Source organism: Stenotrophomonas sp. TWI700, assembly GCF_039673645.1.
In the GTDB taxonomy this organism is placed as follows: Bacteria; Pseudomonadota; Gammaproteobacteria; order Xanthomonadales; family Xanthomonadaceae; genus Stenotrophomonas; species Stenotrophomonas maltophilia_AA.
Map to the genome: position 1 here is coordinate 153925 of NZ_JBDJMB010000007.1, position 17673 is coordinate 171597.

The 17673-nt window shown below is 68.3% G+C and carries 16 protein-coding genes; 12 read left to right on the forward strand and 4 right to left on the reverse strand.

All coding sequences use genetic code 11. The annotated features are described in order from the left end of the window. Position 1: 1 nt before the first annotated feature. Positions 2–1096, forward strand: a complete 1095-nt coding sequence (locus tag ABE473_RS07995; protein WP_346489095.1) for a DUF5694 domain-containing protein — start codon at positions 2–4, stop codon at positions 1094–1096. On the opposite strand, the gene ABE473_RS08000 is transcribed toward ABE473_RS07995, so the two are convergent. Then, on the reverse strand, positions 1093–2493 hold the full coding sequence (locus tag ABE473_RS08000; protein ID WP_346489096.1) for a PLP-dependent aminotransferase family protein: 1401 nt from the start codon (positions 2491–2493) through the stop codon (positions 1093–1095). The genes ABE473_RS07995 and ABE473_RS08000 overlap by 4 nt on opposite strands. Before the next feature lie 114 nt (positions 2494–2607). Here ABE473_RS08000 and ABE473_RS08005 point away from each other — a divergent pair, with 114 nt between their 5' ends. The 3 genes from ABE473_RS08005 (at position 2608) to ABE473_RS08015 (ending at position 8107) form a co-directional block, all read left to right on the forward strand. Beyond that, on the forward strand, positions 2608–3471 hold the full coding sequence (locus ABE473_RS08005; protein WP_346489097.1) for a DMT family transporter: 864 nt from the start codon (positions 2608–2610) through the stop codon (positions 3469–3471). A gap of 244 nt (positions 3472–3715) precedes the next feature. Beyond that, positions 3716–5182, forward strand: a complete 1467-nt coding sequence (locus tag ABE473_RS08010; protein ID WP_346489098.1) for a SulP family inorganic anion transporter — start codon at positions 3716–3718, stop codon at positions 5180–5182. A 330-nt stretch (positions 5183–5512) separates the two neighbouring features. Further along, positions 5513–8107: a methyl-accepting chemotaxis protein gene (locus ABE473_RS08015; RefSeq protein ID WP_346489099.1), complete on the forward strand. Its 2595-nt coding sequence runs from the start codon at positions 5513–5515 to the stop codon at positions 8105–8107. A gap of 124 nt (positions 8108–8231) precedes the next feature. Here the strand turns inward: ABE473_RS08015 and arsB are convergent, their stop codons facing one another. After that, positions 8232–9299, reverse strand: coding sequence for an ACR3 family arsenite efflux transporter (arsB, locus tag ABE473_RS08020; protein WP_346489100.1), 1068 nt, complete (start codon positions 9297–9299; stop codon positions 8232–8234). Between the two features lie 22 nt (positions 9300–9321). After that, complete coding sequence (locus ABE473_RS08025; RefSeq protein ID WP_319211816.1) at positions 9322–9648, reverse strand: metalloregulator ArsR/SmtB family transcription factor; 327 nt, start codon at positions 9646–9648, stop codon at positions 9322–9324. Between the two features lie 39 nt (positions 9649–9687). Here ABE473_RS08025 and arsH point away from each other — a divergent pair, with 39 nt between their 5' ends. Both arsH and arsC read left to right on the forward strand, forming a co-directional pair. Beyond that, positions 9688–10437 (forward strand): arsenical resistance protein ArsH, encoded by a 750-nt coding sequence (arsH, locus tag ABE473_RS08030; RefSeq protein WP_346489101.1) that lies wholly within the window; start codon positions 9688–9690, stop codon positions 10435–10437. Beyond that, complete coding sequence (gene arsC, locus ABE473_RS08035) at positions 10434–10859, forward strand: arsenate reductase (glutaredoxin) (RefSeq protein WP_346489102.1); 426 nt, start codon at positions 10434–10436, stop codon at positions 10857–10859. The genes arsH and arsC overlap by 4 nt, the downstream gene beginning before the upstream one ends. An 85-nt stretch (positions 10860–10944) precedes the next feature. Here the strand turns inward: arsC and ABE473_RS08040 are convergent, their stop codons facing one another. After that, positions 10945–11334 (reverse strand): DUF2628 domain-containing protein, encoded by a 390-nt coding sequence (locus tag ABE473_RS08040; protein ID WP_346489103.1) that lies wholly within the window; start codon positions 11332–11334, stop codon positions 10945–10947. A gap of 195 nt (positions 11335–11529) precedes the next feature. On the opposite strand from ABE473_RS08040, the gene ABE473_RS08045 reads away from it, so the two are divergent. From ABE473_RS08045 to hemC, 6 genes are all read left to right on the forward strand, one after another. Next, positions 11530–11709 (forward strand): hypothetical protein, encoded by a 180-nt coding sequence (locus tag ABE473_RS08045; protein WP_176988099.1) that lies wholly within the window; start codon positions 11530–11532, stop codon positions 11707–11709. Between the two features lie 484 nt (positions 11710–12193). Beyond that, positions 12194–14101, forward strand: coding sequence for a glucans biosynthesis glucosyltransferase MdoH (gene mdoH, locus ABE473_RS08050; protein WP_346489104.1), 1908 nt, complete (start codon positions 12194–12196; stop codon positions 14099–14101). Between the two features lie 75 nt (positions 14102–14176). Then, entirely contained in the window at positions 14177–14842 is a 666-nt protein-coding gene (locus ABE473_RS08055) for a carboxylesterase (RefSeq protein ID WP_346489108.1), read from the forward strand. A gap of 4 nt (positions 14843–14846) precedes the next feature. After that, positions 14847–15893 (forward strand): histidine kinase, encoded by a 1047-nt coding sequence (locus ABE473_RS08060; protein ID WP_346477766.1) that lies wholly within the window; start codon positions 14847–14849, stop codon positions 15891–15893. Positions 15894–15903: 10 nt separating this feature from the next. Beyond that, a complete protein-coding gene (locus ABE473_RS08065) occupies positions 15904–16632 on the forward strand; it encodes a LytTR family DNA-binding domain-containing protein (protein ID WP_176988102.1) in 729 nt (242 codons plus the stop codon). Positions 16633–16686: 54 nt separating this feature from the next. Continuing rightward, a complete protein-coding gene (gene hemC, locus ABE473_RS08070) occupies positions 16687–17598 on the forward strand; it encodes a hydroxymethylbilane synthase (RefSeq protein WP_346489105.1) in 912 nt (303 codons plus the stop codon). The last annotated feature ends 75 nt before the right edge of the window (positions 17599–17673 follow it).

A 17673-nucleotide genomic window follows, 5' to 3' on the forward strand; every position in this document is an offset into this window, starting at 1 on the left:
CATGAAGCAGCTCCTGATGTCGACCAGCATGATGCTGATGGTGCCGATCTGCGCCCACGCGCAGACCGCGCTGGCGGATCTGGACAAGGACATGGTCGGCCCTCGTACCGAAATTCTCGTGCTGGGCAGTGTGCACCTGGGCGAGTACAAGGATTTCGACCGCACATCGCTCGACCCCGTATTGGACAGGCTGGCCGCGTTCAAACCGGATTACATTACGATCGAGGCGCTCAGCGGAGAGCAGTGCGATCTGGCAGCGCGTCACCCGGGGGTATACGGCGAGGATTTCTGCGCGAGCACGGACGCGGCGAAGACGGCCACCGGGCTCGATGTGCCTTCCGCAATCGTTGAGGTCAACAACCAATTGAAGGTCTGGCCAGCCACGCCCACGCCCGCGCACCGCCGCAGGTTGGCTGCCGTGTTCCTGGCCGCGGGTGAGCGGGCGTCGGCCTATGTGCAATGGTTGCAGTTGCCCCACGCCGAGCAGCACCCCGGTGACGGATTGGACGAGTCCCTGGTCGAGATGCTGCATCAGCTCGGCGCGCGCAACAACGAGGATTATCAGGTTGCCGCCCGCCTGGCGGCCCGACTTGGGCATCAGCGCGTGTATCCGGTCGATGACCACACCGGCGGTACGCATCAGATTCCGGATCGCGCGGCCTTTGGAAAGGCGGTGCAGGATGCATGGAGCGCGGATCGATCGCGCCTGCAGCCGGTCATTGACGAGCAGAAGCGCCTCGTCACCGCCAAGGACATGCTATCGCTGTACCGCCTCACCAATGCGCCACGGACACAGGCGCTGATGGCCGAGTCCAACGTGCGTCCGGCGCTGGCCGCCGTGTCCGTGCAGCACTATCCGCAGATGTGGGTGCAAGGGTGGGAGATCCGAAATCTACGGATGGTCGCCAACGTGCTGGATGTGGTTCGCCTCCACCCGGGCTCCCGCGTCCTCTCCATTGTCGGCGCGTCGCACAAGCCCTGGTTCGATGGTTGGCTGGGGCAGGTCTCGGGCGTGGATATCGTGGATACGCAGGCGGTGCTCGGTGGGGAGAGGGCGCCGATGGCGGCACCCGACGCGCAGCGTCAGACCCGTTAGTCGGCGTCCGCGTGTGAGGCGGTCATTGCCTTCGCGAGCACCTCGAACACCCGCGCATCCTGCGCCTGCGCGGCGTTGAAGCGCAGGAAGCCGGCTGCGCGCAACGACGGGCTGAAGGCATTGCCGGGTGCCAGCATCACGCCCTCGGCAAGACAGCGGCGGGCGATGCGGGCGGCATCCATGCCGTCGGGCAGGTGGCACCACAGCAGCATGCCGGCCTGCGGTACCGTCCATGGCGTGATGCCCAGGGGCGCCAGCCGCGCCAGCGTGAGTTCACGTGCCGCGGTCAGCCGCACGCGCACGGTCTCCAGATGGCGCCGATAGCCGCTGTCGGTCAGTGCGGCGTGCAGGATGTCGGCGGCCAGGCGCCCGCCGCCGAAGCTGGTGGCGATCTTCAGGTCGGCCAGGCCTTCGATCCAGTCGCGGCGCGCGGCGATGTACCCGCAGCGCACCGACGCGGACAGCGTCTTGGAAAAGCTGCCCACCTGAATCACCCGCGACAGCCCATCGAACGCGGCCAGCCGCGGTGCGGGCGTGTGCTCGAAATCGGCGAACAGGTCGTCCTCGACGATGACCAGGTCGCTGCTGTCGGCCAGCGAGAGCAGCCGGTGTGCGGTGGCCGGCGAGAGCGTGGCGCCGGTCGGGTTGTGGATGCCGGAATTGGTGATGTACAGGCGGGGCGCATGCGCCTGCAGCGCCGCGGCAAAGGCGTCCACATCCGGGCCGTTCGGCGTGTACGGCACGCCGATCACCTGCACACGGTGCGCCTTGAGCAGGGCCAGGAAATTGAAGTAGCACGGGTCGTCGATGAGCACGGTATCGCCGGGCTCGAGCAGGAAACGGCAGATCAGGTCGACCGCATGCGAGCCCGATTCGGTGAGCATGATCTGCTCGGGCGCCACCTCGACCGCGTGGCCGGACAAGCGGCGGGACAGCAGTTGCCGCAGCGGCGGCAGGCCCAGTGGCGATGCGTAATCGGCCAGTGCGGTGCTGCTCGCGCGGGCGGCACTGCGCAGGCCACGGCGGATCCCCTCGACATACATCCAGTCGCTGGGCAGCCAGCCGCTGCCGGGCTTGAGCACGCCGGCCTCGTGATCCAGTGATTGCCGCGCCAGCCACAACGGGTCGACCTGGCGATCGCGTGGCGGTCCCATCTCGGCCAGTGCCAGTGGCGCGACCGGGCCGGCCGCATAGAAGCCGGAGCCGGGTCGCGCCTGGATCAGCCCTTCGGCCGCCAACCGCTCATAGGCTTCGACCACGGTGGACACCGACACCTGCAGTGTCTTGGCCTGTGCGCGCACCGAGGGCAGTCGCGCGCCGGGCAGCCAACTGCGGTCGTTGAGGCGTGCACGCACGCTGGTCATGACCGCCTCGATGCGGGTGGTGGGGAGAGTCATCGGGGCATCCGTACGGGTCGTTCGGCCATAACAGTTACGGCAAAGTGTACTGGACTGTACATGGAGTGGCGGCCCGCCGCCGTGGTCCACTGGCCGCCCTTCAAGGATGTCGACATGGACAACGCAACCCGCGGCTGGATCAACGGTTTCATCGGTGTGGTGATCTTCGCCGGCTCGCTGCCGGCCACGCGGATCGCGGTACTGCAGCTGGACCCCCTCTTTCTGACCGCCGCCCGGGCGAGCATCGCGGCGTTGCTTGGCGGAATGGTGCTGCTCGCCCTGCGCCAGCCGCGGCCCACGCGCGCATCACTGGGGCCGTTGCTGATGGTCGCCCTCGGGGTGGTCGTGGGATTCCCCCTGCTCACCGCATTGGCCCTGCAGCACGTGTCTTCGGCCCACTCGATCGTGTTCCTCGGGCTGCTGCCGCTGAGCACCGCGCTGTTTGGTGTACTGCGCGGCGGTGAGCGGATGCGTCCGGCGTTCTGGTTGTTCTCGCTGCTCGGCAGTGCCGCGGTGGTGGGCTACGCGTTGTCGACCGGGCTCGCCGCCTCGCTGCAGGGCGACCTGTTGATGCTGGCGGCGGTGCTGGTCTGTGGGCTGGGCTATGCCGAAGGTGCGCGCCTGTCGCGCACGCTGGGAGGCTGGCAGGTGATCAGCTGGGCCTTGCTGCTGTCCTTGCCGTTGATGCTGCCGCTGGTGGCCTTGCGCTGGCCGCCTTCCCTGGCGGCGGTGGATGCGCCGGCGTGGTGTGCCCTGGCCTATGTGGCGGTCTTCAGCATGTTGATCGGCTTCATGTTCTGGTACCGCGGGCTCGCCCAGGGCGGTATCGCCGCGGTCGGCCAGCTGCAGCTGTTGCAGCCGCTCTTCGGCCTGGCGCTGGCGGCCGTGCTGCTGCATGAGACCGTGAGCTGGGTGATGCTGGTCGTCACGGTGTGCGCGGTGACCTGCGTGGCCGGCGCGCGGCACTTCGCGCGCTGACCCGAACCGCGCGCTGATGCCGTTGATCGTCGGGCGTTCGGTGATGATCGTGACCCCGCCGCATTTGAGGGCATCGGGTGACTGCGCTATCCTGCGCGCCGCTTCCGCTGCCCCGGCAGGACCCTTGTGATGACGCCACCCTGATACCGCGTTGACGACGCGCCGGCCACTGCGCTGGCTCAGGAAGTGCCTTGTCCTCATCACACAACGCGCCGTGCGCATCGCCGGTGCGTGGAGTCTGTCCATGTCTGTGTCCTATCCGCTGCGCCAGCAATGGCTCGGCAATATCCGCGGTGATCTGCTGTCCGGCGCCGTTGTGGCCCTCGCGCTGATTCCCGAGGCGATCGCCTTCTCCATCATCGCCGGGGTCGACCCCAAGGTCGGCCTGTACGCGTCGTTCTGCATCGCGGTGGTCACCGCCATCGCCGGTGGACGGCCGGGCATGATTTCCGCGGCCACCGGCGCGATGGCGCTGGTGATGGTCGACCTGGTCCGCGATCACGGCCTGCAGTACCTGCTGGCCGCCACGATCCTGGCCGGGCTGCTGCAGATCGTCGCGGGCGCGCTGAAACTCGGCGCCCTGATGCGCTTCGTCTCGCGCTCGGTGATCACCGGCTTCGTCAACGCGCTGGCGATCCTGATCTTCCTGGCGCAGCTGCCCGAACTGATCGGGATGCCGTGGACGGTGTATGCGGTCTGTGCGGCGGGCCTGGCGATCATCTACCTGCTGCCGCTGCTGACCCGGGCGGTGCCCTCGCCGCTGGTGGCGATCGTGGTGCTCACCGCGCTGTCGATCTGGCTCGGGCTGGACATCCGCACCGTCGGCGACATGGGCGCGCTGCCCGACAGCCTGCCCACCTTCCTGCTGCCGGACGTGCCGCTCACCTGGGAAACCCTGCGCATCCTGCTGCCGGTCTCGGCCACGCTGGCGGTGGTGGGTCTGCTGGAGTCGATGATGACTGCGCAGATCGTGGAAGACATGACCGACACGCCCAGCCAGCGCAACCGTGAGTGCGCCGGGCAGGGCCTGGCCAACATCACCGCCGGGCTGTTCGGCGGCATGGGCGGCTGCGCGATGATCGGGCAGTCGGTGATCAACGTGTCCTCCGGCGGTCGCGGGCGGCTGTCGTGCCTGGTGGCCGGCGTGCTGTTGCTGCTGCTGGTGGTGTACGGCGCGGACTGGGTCCGGCAGATCCCGATGGCCGCGCTGGTCGCGGTGATGATCATGGTCAGCATCGGCACCTTCCACTGGCGCTCGTTCGCCGAGTTCCGGCTGCACCCGAAAAGCTCCTCGGTGGTGATGCTGGGTACGGTGATCGTCACCGTCGCCACGCATGACCTGGCCAAGGGCGTGCTCACCGGGGTGCTGCTGTCGGCCCTGTTCTTCGCCCGCAAGGTGGGCCGGATGCTGGACATCCAGGATGCCGTGACCGCCGAGGGCACGCGTGTCTACACGGTGAGTGGCCAGGTGTTCTTCGCTTCGGCCGGGCAGTTCGCCGCGGCTTTCGATCTGCTGCACGTGCCCGAGCGCGTGGAGATCGATCTGACCCATGCGCACTTCTGGGATCTCAGTGCGGTCGGTGCGCTGGAGCGGGTGACCGGCAAGCTGCGCGCGCGCGGGGCCCACGTCGAGGTGATCGGACTCAATGCGGCCAGCCAGACGCTGGTGGAGCGGCTGGGACGTGGCGAGCGCGGCGCGGGCGTTCACTGAACACGGTCAGGAAGCCGCGCTAAACATCGCGCTCATTGCGCCGTTATCCAGCTGAGTCCCTTCTCTGGGCCGGCGCCGTCACGGTGCGGGCAGGCGGCATCTCCACAGGGCAGGGCGGTGGCACCGTGGCGTACGACGCGGTGACCCCCAGCACAGGACCAGCGCAGCCGGGAGTGGCGGCGGGCTGCCTGTGCCGATCCGACGTTGCATCGATCCCTGCTGGCCGCGCCGTGATGACACCGCGCGCGTGCCGGCCCGCAATGGACTGCGTGTTTCCGTGGCGGCGCGTGACTGCGTCCGCCGGTATGCCCTTTTTCCGGAACCGCCCCCATGCCCGTGTCCCGCCCCACCGCGTCCAAGCGCCCCGGCAGCATCGCCAACCGACTGATGCTGGGCACCGCGTTGATCGCCATGCTCTGCTTCGGTGTCACCGCCGCCATCAGCTACCGCGAAGCCAGTGCCTCGCTGGTCGACGCTTCACGCCACACCATGCAGAGCGAGGCCCAGGCCGAAGCGCTGCGGGTGAGCGGTGATCTGTCCAGCGCCTTCGCCACCAGCCAGGCGCTCGCGCAGAACCTGCTGGTCCAGCGCGCTGCGGGCACGCTCTCCCGGGCGACGGTGGCCGCGGTCATCCGCCAGCAGGTGCAGGTGCACCCGGAATGGGTGGGCTTCGGCACGTTGTGGGAGCCGGAGGCTTTCGATGGCAAGGACGCCGAGTTCGTCGGTGCCGAGGCGCACGACGACAGCGGCCGGTTCATGAGCTACTGGGCCTGGCACGAGGGGGCCCCGATGCAGGATGCGCTGAAGGGGTACGACGTGCCCGGCGATGGCGACTGGTACCTCAAGCCGAAGTCGCTCAAGCGGCAGACGGTGGCCGAACCCTACACCTATGAGATCGCCGGGCAGAAGGTACTGATGACCACGCTGTCCACCCCGGTGGTCGACGACGGCACGTTCCTCGGCGTAGTGACGGTGGACTTCGCGCTGGCCGCCCTGCAGAAGCATCTGGCCGCGCTGCGCCCGATGGGCGAGGGGCATGTGGAACTGATCTCGCCCGGCGGCGTCGTGCTGGCCGCGAAGGATCCGAACGAGATCGGCAAGCGTCGCGAGGATGCGCTGACCACGCAGGTGCTGGCAGCAGTGAAGGCCGACAAGACCTTCGACGCCTTCGAACCGGATGCCGCGGGCGATGTGAAAACCTACGTGCCGCTGCGCATCGGCGGCAGCCAAGAGCACTTCGCACTCGGCGTGATCGTGCCGCATGCGCTGATCACCGCGCAGGCGCGCGCGCTGCTGTGGATCATCCTGGCCGTTGGCCTGGGCGCCGCCCTGGTGCTCAGTGCCAGCGTGTACGTGCTGCTGCGCCGGCAGGCGATCCGCCCGCTGGCCGACGCTGTCCGTCTCTCGGCCGACGTGGCCGAGGGCCGTCTGGATACGCCGCTGCCGCCGGCGCGCAACGATGAGGTGGGCCGCCTGCTGGAGTCGATGCAGCGCATGCGTGGCCAGTTGCGCGCGGTGATGGCCGCACAGGGCGAGATGGCCCAGCGCCACGAGGCGGGCGAGCTGAGCTACCGCATGGACGCGCAGGCCTTCCCGGGCGAGTACGGCAAGATGGTGGACGACACCAACCAGCTGGTCGGGGCCAACATCGCGGTGACCCGCCGCCTGGTCGAGGTGATGCAGCGCTACGCGGTCGGTGACCTGAGCCCGGACATGGATCGCCTGCCCGGCGAACAGGCGGCCTTCACCGCCGCGATGGATACCACCAAGGCCAACCTGCGTGCGATCAACACCCAGATCGGGGAACTGGCCGGCGCGGCGGCGGTGGGCGATTTCAGCCAGCGTGGCGACGTGGTGCGTTTCGACCACGACTTCCGCGCGATGGTCGAGAACCTCAACACGATGATGCAGGTCAGCGATGACAATCTGCAGCAGATCTCCGCGCTGCTGCGCGCGATCGCGGCGGGCGACCTCACCGCGCGCATGCAGGGCGATTTCCATGGGGTGTTCGCGCGGATGCGGGACGATGCCAACACCACCGTGGCCCAGCTGACCGACATCGTCGGCCGCATCCAGCAGGCGACCGGCAGCATCAATCTGGCCGCCGGTGAGATCGCCGCGGGCAACAGCGATCTGTCGCGCCGTACGGAACAGCAGGCAGCCAGCCTGGAAGAGACCGCGGCGTCGATGGAGGAGCTCACCTCCACCGTGCGCCAGAACGCGGACCATGCAGTGCAGGCGAACCAGCTCGCTGCCGGCGCCGCCGACGTGGCCTCGCAGGGCGGCGTGGTGGTCGGCCAGGTCGTGACCACGATGGCCGGCATCGAAGCCTCGTCCAAGCGCATCGCCGAGATCATCTCGGTGATCGACGGCATTGCGTTCCAGACCAACATCCTGGCCTTGAATGCCGCCGTCGAAGCGGCGCGCGCCGGCGAACAGGGCCGCGGCTTCGCGGTGGTGGCCACGGAAGTGCGCGCGCTGGCACAGCGCTCGGCGGGAGCGGCCAAGGAGATCAAGACCCTGATCGACGACTCGGTCACCCAGGTCAGCGCGGGCTCGGCGCTGGTGCACACTGCCGGCCGAACCATGGAAGAGATCGTCACCGGCGTGCGCCGGGTCAACGACATCATGGCCGAAATCTCGGCGGCCTCGAAGGAACAGTCCGCCGGCATCGAGCAGGTCAACCAGACCATCACCCAGATGGACGAGACCACGCAGCAGAATGCGGCACTGGTCGAGGAAGCCACGGCTGCGGCGCGCGCGATGGAAGAGCAGGCGCAGCAGCTGGGTACTGCCGTGGCGATCTTCCGCCTGCAGTCCAGTGCGGGCACGACCAGTGCATCGGCACGCCGCGCCGCGCCGGCCCGCAGCACCGCGCGGATGCCGGCAGTGGCCGTGGCCGGGGACGACTGGCAGACCTTCTGATCCATCCCGGCGTGCCGCATGCAGCGGCATGCCGGGACGTCCTGCTCACCGGGAGCCCACCGTCATGCGTGGGTCATCGGTGGGCGGCCGGCGGCCCTGCGCGGGGCTGTCGAATGATCCGCGATCACGGCTGCCGCGCTGCTGGCCTTACAGGGAACCAGCGACGTCCCAACCGCAGCGCCAGATGGACCAGTACGATCAGCACCGGCACTTCCACCAGCGGCCCGATCACGGCGGCGAAGGCGACCGGCGAACCCAGCCCGAAGGCGGCGATGGCCACCGCAATGGCCAGTTCGAAATTGTTGCCGGTGGCGGTGAATGCAATCGCGGTGGTGCGCGGGTAGTCGCGTGCGATCCAGCGGCCCATGAAGAAGCTCAGCAGGAACTGCACGAAGAAGTAGATCGTCAGCGGGATGGCGATCCGCACCGCGTCGAGCGGAATGCGCACGATGTCACCGCCCTTGAGGCTGAACATCGCCACGATGGTGAACAGCAGCGCGATCAGCGTGATCGGGCTGATGGCCGGCAGGAACCGCGTTTCGTACCATGCGGCACCTCGCAGTTTCAGCAGCCAGCGGCGCCCGAGATAGCCCGCCGCGAACGGAATCCCCAGATACACCAGCACCGCGCCGGCGATGGTCCAGGTGCTGACATCGATCACGCTGCGCTGCAGCCCGAACAGCGGCGGCAGCACGGTCAGGAACACCCACGCATAGACGCTGAAGAACGCGATCTGGAACAGCGAATTGAACGCGACCAGCCCGGCCACGTACTGGTTGTCGCCGCGCGCCAACTGGTTCCAGACCAGCACCATGGCGATGCACCGGGCCAGGCCGATCAGGATCAGTCCGGTCATGTACTCCGGCCGATCGTGCAGGAACAGCGCGGCCAGCGCGAACATCAACACCGGTCCCACCACCCAGTTCTGCAGCAGCGACAACGCCAGCACGCGCTTGTCGGCGAAGACACCGGGCAGCGCCTCGTACTTCACCTTGGCCAGGGGCGGGTACATCATCAGGATCAGACCCGCGGCGATCGGCAGGTTTGTGCCGCCGATCGTCATGGCATCCAGCGCGGCGGGCAGGCCGTCGAACAGCGTGCCCAGGGCCACGCCGAGCGCCATCGCCGCGAAGATCCACAGGGTCAGCCAACGGTCCAGAAAGGACAGCCGGGAAGGGGAGGACGTCGTCATTGCCACGGGCCCGGTCACGGTGTCAGCGCGGCGGTGTGCACTGGCCGGCCGGACCGCAGTCCGCCTCGCCAGCGCAGCAGTTTTCGGTCAGGTAACCGATCAGGCCATTCATCGCCTCGAAGTCGGCGCGGTAGCAGATGCTGCGGCCGCGCGGCTCGGCGCTGACCAGCCCTGCCGCGCTCAGCTCCTTGAGGTGGAACGACAGGGTGGCGCCGGGCAGGCCCAGTTCGGTGGCGATCTCGCCGGCCAACCGGCCGCCATGCCCGGCCTGCACCAGCAGGCGGAAGACGCTCAGGCGGGTGGCGTGACCCAGGGCGGCGAGGGCGTGGGTTGCGTTATTATGTTCCATGTTTCTAGAATAGTGGAACAATACGTCCGGAGCAACCCCATGTCCCTGCTGCCCCACCTGACCGATGCGGTCGTCGACCGTCCGGATGCCGTCCGGTTGTCTGCCCGTGTCGGTGCCCACCGGCCCCGCATCCTGGTGATGTACGGATCGCTGCGCCCACAGTCGTACAGCCGGCTGCTCGCCAAGGAAGTGGAACGCCTGCTGCAGCACCTGGGCGCCGAGGTGCGGGTGTTCGATCCGCACGGACTCCCGCTGGTCGACGCGGTGGACGCCAGCCATCCCAGGGTCCAGCAGCTTCGCGCCTGGTCGCAGTGGTCCGAGGGCCAGGTCTGGATCAGTCCGGAGCGTCACGGCACCCTCAGCGCAGTGTTCAAGAACCAGATCGATTGGCTGCCGTTGTCCGAGGGCAGCGTGCGCCCGACCCAGGGCCGCACCCTGGCCGTGATGCAGGTGTCGGGCGGCTCGCAGTCCTTCAATGTGGTCAACGCATTGCGGGTGCTCGGGCGCTGGATGCGGATGGTGACGATCCCCAACCAGTCCTCGGTTGCCAAGGTCTGGCAGGAGTTCGACGCAGAGGGACGTATGAAGCCGTCGTCGTACTACGATCGTGTCGTGGATGTGGTGGAGGAGCTGGTGAAGTTCACGCTGCTGGTGCGCGACCACAGTGACTACCTGACCGACCGCTACAGCGAGCGCAAAGGCGATGCGGAAGTAGCGCGATTGGCCCGCAATGCGGGCGTTGTCGAGCCGGTCACGCGCCAGTCGGCCGCTGCTGGAGACCGCGCATGAAGGCCGTCATCTATCACAACCCGGCCTGTGAGACTTCGCGCAACGTGCTCGCGCTGATCCGTCATGCCGGCGTCGAGCCGGAGGTGGTGGAGTACCTGCGAATACCGCCGGATCGCGAGCGGCTGGTCGAACTGATTGCCGCTGCCGGCCTGCAGGTGCGCGATGCGCTGCGCCAGAAAGGCACGCCGTATGCCGAGCTCGGCCTGGGCGATCCAGCGCTGGAGGATGCACAGCTGCTCGATGCGATGCTGGCCCATCCGATCCTGATCAACCGACCGTTCGTGCAGACCGCACTGGGGGTGCGTCTCGCGCGGCCGTCGGAGACCGTCCTGGAGATTCTGCCGCCGATCCACGCCCCGTTCTGCAAAGAGGATGGCGAGGTGGTGATCGACGCCGGGGGCCGTCGCGCCGCACCGCGCTGAAGCAGCACACGCGGCCGCCGCGCCGCCGTCCCACGAAAAAGCCCGGTCAGTGACCGGGCTTTTGTGCTTCACGCCTGCGCGTTGCTTACCAGCGCATGCCGGCGAAGGGGTTCCAGCTGGTGTCGCCCTTCACTTTTTCCAGGTAGTACGAATAGTTGGTGGTCATCCCGATCAGGACCGACCAGGCCATGCCGATCGCCCGGCCGACCACGTCCGGCAGGAACGCCAGGATCACCATCAGCACGAGGGTGATGCCCAGAATGGTGAGCGCCTTGCGCCACATACCCAGGATCAGCAGGTAGATCCAGCTGAAGAACAGCGCGAAGAAGTTGAAGTTGATCTTGATCCTCTGGCCGAACGTCAACGTCTTGAACGCGGCCTTGAACGCCGGCGAATTGGGAGCGCCGTGCTGTTCGAAGAAGTTGAAGCGGAACTGCCACTTGGGGCTGTAGGGCGTTGCAGTGTTGGAATCCATATCCGAATCATGTGTTGAAAACGGTTACATGATACCTACAAGCTATTGATAAGCGCCAATATTTCGACGCTTCCCAGGACCTCTGACAAGGACTGCGGGCACCGTCACACATTCGTCCCGGTTTTCCGCTAGGGTGCGCAATCCGCGCGGCCGGAAGCCCCGCGGGTCATGAGAAGTCAACGAGATGCCAGACCAATGTCCATTGATGTGATGTCCCCGGAGCGCCCCGAAGCAGGGCCGCAGATCACCCCGTGTCCGGTCGCCACCCAGGCCCAGCACCTGCTCGCCCAGCTGCAGTTCTCGCAGGTGAGCGCGCGCGCGCTCGCCCGCCCGCCGGTCGCCACCGACCTGGCCGTCGCCGCCACCCTCGCCTGAGCTGCCCCGGCGCCTGGCGCCATCGTCAACGAAGCCCGGTCGCTGGAGCGCTTCGCCGGTCGAAAACTGCGCAGCACTGGGTGGGTCCCTGTTCCAGCGGGGCCCCTTGGAAGTGCTGGCGTGGCGGTTTCGCGCCCCCTTCTGGGTGGCAAGCTGAATGGGGAGATGCCCATGGCACAGGGCCTGCGGCCCCATTGCGGCACAGGGACTTCCAGTTGTCTCGATCTAAAAGCTGAATGCGGAGAAATCGACGCACGGCCCTTCGCGCGCACCTTACATTTCGCGCCATAGACTGAGCCGCATTTTTCGTCTCAAGTCGGTTTGGAGAGTTCGTGGGTTCCGGTAGTCACAGACAACAGCTGCGTGCCGGTCTCCGGCCCGCGCCGACAGGACGAATGCGTGCCATCGCGCACGCCGGGCTCAGGACGCCCCTTTCCACACTTGGCACCCCCGGCCTGGCACGCCCTGCACAGGGACACCGCGCATGAGTACCCAGACCCTGAACGCCCCGCTGGATGCCGGCCGGGCGACGTTGCCGGCCGAGTCGCCGTTGTCGATGCCCGAGCAGTCGCTGCGCGACGGGCAGCTGCAGGTCCCGCGCCAGCGCACCTCGCCGCGGATGATCGGACTGCGCCGCTTTTACATCCTGGGTGGCACCGCGGCGATGACCATCGCTGCCAGCCGGATGATGTGGAAGGTGCTGGCCGTCAATGGCATCAGCGTGCTCGAGGCCTGCCTGCTGGTGCTGTTCGTCGGCCTGTTCGCGTGGATCGCGCTGTCCTTCGCCGGCGCCGTAGCCGGCTTCCTGACCGCGGTGTTCGACCGTGGCTACAAGCTGGGCATCGATCCGGACGCGCCGCTGCCGACCGTGCACACGCGCACCGCGCTGCTGATGCCCACCTACAACGAAGATCCACGCCGGTTGCTGGCCGGGTTGCAGGCGATCTATGAGTCGGTCGCCGAGACCGGGCAGCTGGCGAACTTCGATTTCTACGTGCTCAGCGATACCCGTCGCGATGACGTCGGCCAGGCCGAGGAAGAAGCCTTCCACGCGCTGTGCGATGCGGTCGGCGGCCATGACCGCATCTTCTACCGTCGCCGCGGCGACAACAGCGGGCGCAAGGCCGGCAACATCGCCGATTGGGTCCGCCGGTTCGGCGGCGCCTACCCGCAGATGCTGATCCTGGACGCCGACAGCCTGATGACCGGCGACACCATCGTGCGCCTGGTGGCCGGCATGGAGCACAACCCGGACGTTGGCCTGATCCAGACCCTGCCGGCCGTGGTCGGCGGCCGTACGCTCTTCGCCCGCATGCAGCAGTTCGGCGGGCGCGTGTACGGCCCGGTGATCGGCCGCGGCGTGGCCTGGTGGCATGGCGCGGAGAGCAACTACTGGGGCCACAACGCGATCATCCGCACCCAGGCCTTCGCCGAACAGGCCGGCCTGCCGTCGCTGCCGGGCAAGGAACCGTTCGGCGGGCACGTGCTGAGCCACGACTTCGTCGAGGCGGCGCTGATGCGCCGTGGCGGTTGGGCCACCCACATGGTGCCGTACCTCAAAGGCAGCTACGAGGAAGGTCCGCCGACCCTGACCGATCTGCTGGTGCGCGACCGCCGCTGGTGCCAGGGCAACCTGCAGCACGCCAAGGTGGTGGGCTCCAAGGGCCTGCACTGGGTCAGCCGCATGCACATGCTGGTCGGCATCGGCCATTACTTCACCGCGCCGATGTGGGCGATGCTGATGCTGGTCGGCATCGCCATCCCGCTGTTCCAGGGCGGCATCGACCTCAACGAAGTGCTGCATCTCTCGCCCGGCGTGTATTGGCGCCACCAGGACGAGACCCAGGTGATCCGCATGTTCGCGATCACCATGGTGGTGCTGCTCTCGCCGAAGGTGCTGGGTTATCTGGCGATGCTGCTGGAGCCGGTCGAACGCCGCGGCTGCGGTGGCACGATCCGTGCCTTCATCTCGATGCTGCTGGAGACCATCCTCGCCGCGTTGATGGCGCCGGTGGTGATGTATGTGCAGTCGCGCGGCGTGGCCGAGGTGCTGGCCGGCAAGGACTCGGGCTGGGACGCGCAGCAGCGCGACGATGGCGGCGTGTCCTGGCTGGCGCTGACGCGCGGCTATGGCGGTCTGAGCGTGTTCGGTCTGTTCATGGGCGCGCTGGCCTACGCGGTCTCGCCCTCGCTGGCCGCGTGGATGGCGCCGGTGGTGATCGGCATGGTGCTGGCGATTCCGGTGGTGGGGTTCACCTCCTCGCGCACCGCGGGCGTCTGGATGCACCGGCTGGGCCTGATGGAAATCCCCGAAGAATCGGCACCGCCGAAGGTCCTGGTGCGCGCGGCCGAGCTGCGCCGTGCGGCCGCCGAGACGCATCCGCACGGCTGAGCGGTATGTCGCCGCGACCGACGCCCCATTGGCTCGGGGCGCGGTCATAATGCGGCTTGAACGTACTGGAGCCGCCTGATGCTGGATACCGTGGAAAACGAAACCGGCGCCGACCCGCAGTGGTCGGTGCTGTGGCTGCATGGCCTGGGTGCCGATGGCCATGACTTCGCCCCGATCGTGCCCGAACTGGTGCGCCCGCACTGGCCGGCGATCCGCTTCGTGTTCCCGCATGCGCCGGTGCAGCCGATCACGATCAACAACGGCGTGCCGATGCGTGCCTGGTACGACATCGTCAGCATGGACTTCCGCTCGCGCGCGGACAGCGCCGGCGTGGAGGCCTCGATCGTCGAGCTGGAACTGCTGATCGAGCGCGAGATCGTGCGCGGCATCCCGGCCGAACGCATCCTGCTCGCGGGCTTCTCGCAGGGCGGGGCGGTGATCCTCAGCGCGCTGCTGCGTCGCACGCGTCCGCTGGCCGGGTTGATCGCGCTGTCGACCTACCTGCCGGATCCGGCCAAGGCGGCCGCCGCGCGGGTGGCCGATGCGATCAGCGTGCCGGTGTTCATGGCCCACGGCACCCAGGATCCGGTGATTCCGGTGGCGATCGCCGAGCACACCGCGCAGACCCTGGGTTCGCTCGGTCTGCCGGTGGAATGGCACACCTATACGATGGCCCATCAGGTCTGCGCCGAGGAACTGCACGCGCTGGGCGAATGGCTCGAGGCGCGCTTCGCCGCCTGATCCCATGAGCGACCCGCGCCAGCAGTCCTGGTTGCCCGAGCTGTGCCGCCTGCCGCGGCTGGCGGCGATGCTCGGGCTGGCCGAGCTGGTCGTGGTGGTGGTCGCGCTCGCACCGGATGGCAGCCGCCATTGGACCCCGACGGATTTCCTCTCGGCCAGCGGGTTCGCGCTGTGGCTGGCGTTGGCGGTCACGGTCTGCCTGTGCAGTGTGCGTGCAATGCTCTCGCGCCTGCCCGAAGTGCCGGGCATGGTGCTGGTGGTGCTGATGACCGGCCTGATCGCCGCTGCCTGTGCGGCGATCGTGCACGCGCTGTACGGTGTACTCGGTGGCAGCAGCTTCGCCCAGACGGTCGGCTTCTGGCGGTTCACCCTCGGCAGCGCGGCGATGACCGCGCTGATTTCCGCGCTGGCGCTGCGCTACTTCTACGTCAGCGATCGTGGCAGCGCGCAGATGCTGGCCAACGCGCAGGCGCAGGCCGATGCACTGCAGGCGCGCATCCGTCCGCACTTTCTGTTCAACAGCATGAACCTGATCGCCAGCCTGCTGCGCCGCGATCCGGACGTGGCCGAGCGCGCGGTGCTCGACCTGTCCGATCTGTTCCGCGCGGCGCTGGGCGCGGGCGAGGGCGATTCCACCCTGCAGGCCGAATGCGAACTGGCCGAACGCTATCTCTCGATCGAGTCGCTGCGCCTGGGCGAACGCCTGAAGGTGATCTGGCTGCGCGACGAACCGTTGCCGTGGTCGTTGCCGATGCCGCGGCTGGTGCTGCAGCCGCTGGTCGAGAACGCGGTGCTGCACGGCATCTCGCGGGTACCGGCCGGCGGCACCATCGTGCTGGCGTTGTCGAGCGACGGCACCAGCCTGCGCATCCGCGTGCGCAACCCGGCGCCGGACCCGGCCACGCGCGGGCTGCCGCTGTTGCAGGGCGCTGGGCACGCACAGCGCAACATCGCCCATCGCCTGGCCTGGCGCTTCGGCCCGGCCGCGCGGATGACGGGGGCGTGGGCCGACGGCTACTATGCTTGCGAAATCACGGTCCCGGTCCAGTGAGGAAACTGTCTTGAAGGTGGTGATCGCCGACGACGAACCGCTGGCCCGCGAGCGCCTGCGCTCCCTGCTCGCCGACCAGGCCGGGATCGAGGTCGTGGCCGAGGCCGAGAACGGCGAACAGGCGCTGCATGCCTGTGCCGAACTGCAACCGGACCTGGTGCTGCTTGATATCGCCATGCCCGGCCTGGACGGGCTGGAGGCCGCGCGTCACCTGGCGACCTTCGAGCCGCGCCCGGCAGTGGTGTTCTGCACCGCCTACGACGCGCATGCGCTCTCCGCGTTCGAGGCCGCCGCCATCGACTACCTGATGAAGCCGGTGCGCCCCGAGCGCCTGGCCGCGGCACTGGAGCGCGCGCGGACCTTCCTGGCCGGCCGCAGCGGACCGGCGGCGGCCGCAAGCCAGCAGGCCCGCACGCTGCTGTGCGCGCGCCTGCGCGGCAGCCTGCGGCTGATTCCGGTCGAGGACATCCACTATCTCCAGGCCGAGGAGAAATACGTGGTGGTGCACCATGCCCGCGGCGAAGACCTGCTGGAAGAATCGCTGAAGTCGCTGGAAGAGGAATTCGGCAACCGCTTCGTGCGCATCCACCGCAATTGCCTGGTCGCCCGCCACGAGCTGGTCGAGCTGCGACGAAATGGCGCAGGCCAGGTCCAGGCCGTGCTGCGGCACGGGCACGCGCCGCTGGAAGTCAGCCGCCGCTGCGTGGCCAGCCTGAAGCAGGAACTCAAGCACCTGTAATCCGGAGGCCGCACGCCATTGGTCGATCCGCCCCTGTGCGTCGATAATGGCGCCATGAAGACCCTGCGCATCGCCACCCGAAAGAGCCCGCTTGCCCTCTGGCAGAGCGAATACGTCGCCGACCGCCTGCGCCAGGCCCATCCCGGGCTGGACGTGGTGCTGGTGCCGATGAGCACGCGCGGCGACGAGGTGCTGGACCGCTCGCTGGCCGCGATCGGCGGCAAGGGCCTGTTCCTCAAGGAACTGGAGCTGGCGATGCTGCGTGGCGAGGCGGACTGCGCCGTGCACTCGCTCAAGGATGTGCCGATGGAACTGGATGCGCCCTTCGCGTTGCCGGCGATGCTGACCCGCCACGACGCGGCCGACGGGTTCATTTCCAATCTGTACGCCTCGCTGGAGGCACTGCCGATCGGCGCGCGCGTGGGGACGTCATCGCTGCGCCGCCAGGCACAGCTGCGCGCGCTGCGTCCTGACCTGGAACTGCTGGACCTGCGCGGCAACGTCAACACGCGCCTGGCCAAGCTCGACAACGGCGGCTACGACGCGATCGTACTGGCGGTGGCGGGGCTGGAGCGGTTGGGCCTGGGCAACCGCATCGTCGCGCGGCTGGCCGCGCCGGCGTGGCTGCCGGCGCCGGCGCAGGGCGCGGTGACGGTCGAATGCAATGGCGAGGATGCGCAGGTGATGGCGCTGTTCGCTGCGCTGGACGATGCCGATACGCGTGCCTGCGTGGAGGCCGAGCGCGCCATGAACCGCGCGCTGCACGGCAGTTGCCATGTGCCGGTGGCCGGGTTCGCGCAGTGGGAAGGCGAGGATCTGTTCCTGCAGGGGCTGGTCGGCGGTGTCGCCGACGGTCGCCTGGTGCGCGCGGAAGCGCGCGGGCCGGCCAGTGATCCGGAAGGCCTGGGCCAGCGCGTGGCGCGCGGCCTGCTCGATGCCGGTGCCGGCGAACTGCTCGCGGTGTAGTGGCGGGGGGGGGGGCGGGGCCCCCGGTACCGGAGGCGCCCCGCAAAAACCGCCGGCGCCCGCCCGCCCACAGCC